Raw genomic sequence first — 3,092 nt, forward strand, 5'->3', positions numbered from 1 at the left:
GTGGCCACCCTGGTCGTCGCGGTGCTCGCGCTGGTCGTCGGCCTGGCCGGAGTCGTCATCGCGGCCATCGCGCTCGGCCGCAGCGACAAGGCCACCACGCTGGCCACCAGCGCCAACGAGCGCCCCCTGCCTCCAGCGGCAGCCGAGACGGCGCCGGCTCCCGAACCGACGACGGATCCGGCCGATCCGCCCACTGGGACGTCAGAGCCGGGGGCGACCACCTCACCCGGAGACATCAGTCCCACCGCCGAGTTCGCGATCGCGTATCAGGACGAGCACCTACGCCTGGAAACCCAGACCTGCAACTCCTCCGAAGGAATCTCGATCGACTTCGAAGAGCCACGCGTTCTTGGCGGCGTCGGCGGCGCGGTGACTTACAGCCATTGCGTTCCCGGCGTTCTCGAGACCGAACTGCCGTTCGCAGAGGTCTCCGGTCAGAATGCCACTCCAGCTGACTGCCTGGAGAACATCAGGACGACTCCGGCGCGGTCACCGATCGCCCCCACCGGTGGTCTCAACCTGTGCTTGCTGACGTCCCGGAACGACGCTGCCGCGCGGGGCATCGCGCAGATGCTCGCCATCATCACTGTCGACTCGGTCACCGAGAAGAACGGTCACGGCATCATGACCATCACTGTGCGCGCCTGGAAGGTGCCGGAGTGAGCCGCTCAGCGGGGTGGCTGAGCGTCCGCCAGCTCCGGCTCCAGTCCTTCCTCGACAACCCGTTCCGCCCGTAGCCGCGGGAACGCCGCCGCCGTCACCGCCACCACCGCGATCCCGAGCAGCCAGCCCGCCACCACGTCACTGGTCCAGTGCACGCCGAGCACGATCCGGCTCAGCCCGGTCAGCACCGTCACCGCGATCGCCGAGCCCCACAGCACCCAGCGTTTCGCACCGCGGGCGACCGGCAGCAGCACCAGCACGAACACCCCGGCGGTCAGGGCCGCGTTGAGCGCGTGCCCGGACGGGAACGAATACCCGGTGGCCCGGGCGACCGGGTCCAGCAGGTCGGGGCGGTGCCGGCCGACCAGCAGCTTGAGCAGTGCGCCGAGTACGCCGCCGACCGCCATCGCCGTGACCGCCCACAGTGCGAGCCTTTTCGCCCGGCGCCGGAGCAGCCAGATCACCAGGATCAGCGCCGCCGCCCGCAGCGGCATCGGGGCGAAGATGTTGGTCCACCACTTGTTGGCCTCGGTCCAGTGCGGATGGCCCAGCGCCCAGGTGTGCAGGGAGTCGGTGACCGCCCGGTCGAGGTCGTGCAGGGGTGGCCAGCCGCCGGCGACGAGTGCGGCGATCAGCGCGAACGGCACCAGCCCCAGCAGGGCGAGGGCGGACGCCGTCGTGAGCCGCATGCCGAGCTTCATCTTCCCTCTCTACCCCAGAAGCGTCTTCTGAATCCATACACATATGTGGACGCGTTTCCTGTACGTAGACACGGTGTTATGCTCCGCCTCCCATAGGCATCGAGCCACGACGATTGCCCGAGGAGTACCCCGTGCTGTTCTCATCCGTTGCCTGGCTGACCACCGCCGTCCTGGCGCTGTCACCCACGCCCACCACCGTCGCCCCCGATCCGGTCACCATCACGGTCGACACCCGGCATCCGGCCGGGCGGCTGCCCGCCGACTTCGTCGGGCTCTCCTTCGAGATGCGCGAGCTCGGCATCGGCAACCTCGACCCCGCCAAGGGCAACACCGCCGCGTTGTTGCGCACGCTCGGCCCGAGCAACCTGCGGATCGCCGGCAACACCCTCGACCGGGACACCCTCTGGGTGCCGGAGGGGCAGCAGGCTCCCGATCCGCTGCCCGAGTGGGTGCAGGACGTCGTGCGGCCGGCCGACATCCGGCGACTGGACACGCTGCTGCGCACGACCGGCTGGAAGACCGAGGTCGGCATCAACGTCGGCCGCTGGGACGCCGAGCTCGGTGCCGACCAGGCCGCGGCGATGACCGCGATCCTCGGCCGCCGGCTGGTCGCCGTCGAGTGCGGCAACGAGCCGGACCAGTGGGCGGGCAAGGCGCTGCGCCCGGCCGGGTACGCGTACCCGGACTATCACGCCGACTGGCTGGCCTGCGCCGACGCCGTCGGGCACCACCGCATCGCCGGGCCCGACACCGCTGGCACCTCCTCGGACTGGGCGGCCTCGCTGGCCCGGGACGAGCACGAGCGGATGGCCATGCTGACCGTGCACCAGTACAGCTCCGGCCCGGACGCCACCATCGCGACGCTGCTGGCCCCGCAGACGGTCACCAACCAGCTCAAGTCGGTGGCCAAGAACCTCGCCGCCGCGCAAGCGGCCGGGCTGCCGATGCGCATCGACGAGGCCAACTCGGCCTACAGCGGCGGCGTCGACGGGGTCAGCAACAAGTACGCCTCGGCGCTGTGGGGACTGGACTACAGCCTGCAGATGGCCCAGGCCGGGCTGGCCGGGGTCAACATCCACGGCGGGCTCGGCGTCTGCAACGAGCCCATCTGGAACGGCAAGTGGCAGCGCTACACGCCGATCTGCGCGGCGGACAAGGCCGACGAGGCGGCCCAGATCTACCGGGCCATGCCGATCTACTACGGGCTGTGGATGGCCCGGCAGGTGGGTCCGGGCCAATTCCTGCCGGTCACGGTCTCGTCGGGGCGCAACATCACCGCGTACGCCGTCCGCGGCGACGACTGCAAGCTGCGGGTCGCGGTGGTGCAGAAGGACGACACGTCGGCGACACCGGTCACCGTGACCCTGAACGTGGGCGGGCGCGACCGGCGCGGCCAGGTGCTGCGGATGACCGGCGAGAGCCTCGGCGCCGAACCGACGGCGGTGCAGGGCGCCACCGTCGACCGTTCCGGGCACCTGCGGCCGGGGCGTCCCGACGTCACCCGGGTCCGCGGCGGCTCCCTGTCCCTCGACGTTGCCGCCGGCAGCGCCGCCGTCATCACCCTCGACCGCTGAACGGGGCTGTCATGCGTACCGTCATCGCTTTTGTATCCGTGCTGGCCGTGGCGACGCCCGCGCAAGCCGTCCCGCCGCGGCCGGACCTCATGACCCCGCCCACGGCGGTGCCTGCCCGCATCGACCGGCGGCCGGGGGCCGGTGGGGTGCACCA

The 3,092-nt window shown here is 71.1% G+C and carries 3 protein-coding genes; 2 read left to right on the forward strand and 1 reads right to left on the reverse strand.

Annotation, left to right across the window (positions count from 1 at the left end; all coding sequences use genetic code 11):
* Window positions 1–21 precede the first annotated feature (21 nt).
* Window positions 22–663 carry a hypothetical protein gene (locus AB0C29_RS40845; protein WP_360832438.1) on the forward strand — a complete coding sequence of 214 codons (642 nt, stop codon included), beginning with the start codon at window positions 22–24 and terminating at the stop codon, window positions 661–663.
* Between the two features lie 5 nt (window positions 664–668).
* Here AB0C29_RS40845 and AB0C29_RS40850 read toward each other — a convergent pair whose 3' ends face one another.
* Window positions 669–1,364, reverse strand: a complete 696-nt coding sequence (locus tag AB0C29_RS40850; protein WP_360832441.1) for a phosphatase PAP2 family protein — start codon at window positions 1,362–1,364, stop codon at window positions 669–671.
* A gap of 131 nt (window positions 1,365–1,495) precedes the next feature.
* Between AB0C29_RS40850 and AB0C29_RS40855 the strand changes: the two genes are divergently transcribed.
* Complete coding sequence (locus AB0C29_RS40855; protein ID WP_360832444.1) at window positions 1,496–2,938, forward strand: glycosyl hydrolase family 79 C-terminal domain-containing protein; 1,443 nt, start codon at window positions 1,496–1,498, stop codon at window positions 2,936–2,938.
* Window positions 2,939–3,092: the final 154 nt, after the last annotated feature.

Origin of the sequence: Actinoplanes sp. NPDC048791 (assembly GCF_040650095.1) — a bacterium.
GTDB lineage: Bacteria > Actinomycetota > Actinomycetes > Mycobacteriales > Micromonosporaceae > Actinoplanes.

Bases quoted from the DNA above. Each gene is read 5' to 3' on its own strand.
- AB0C29_RS40850 (WP_360832441.1), bottom strand. From the start codon at position 1,364: ATGAAGCTCGGCATGCGGCTCACGACGGCGTCCGCCCTCGCCCTGCTG.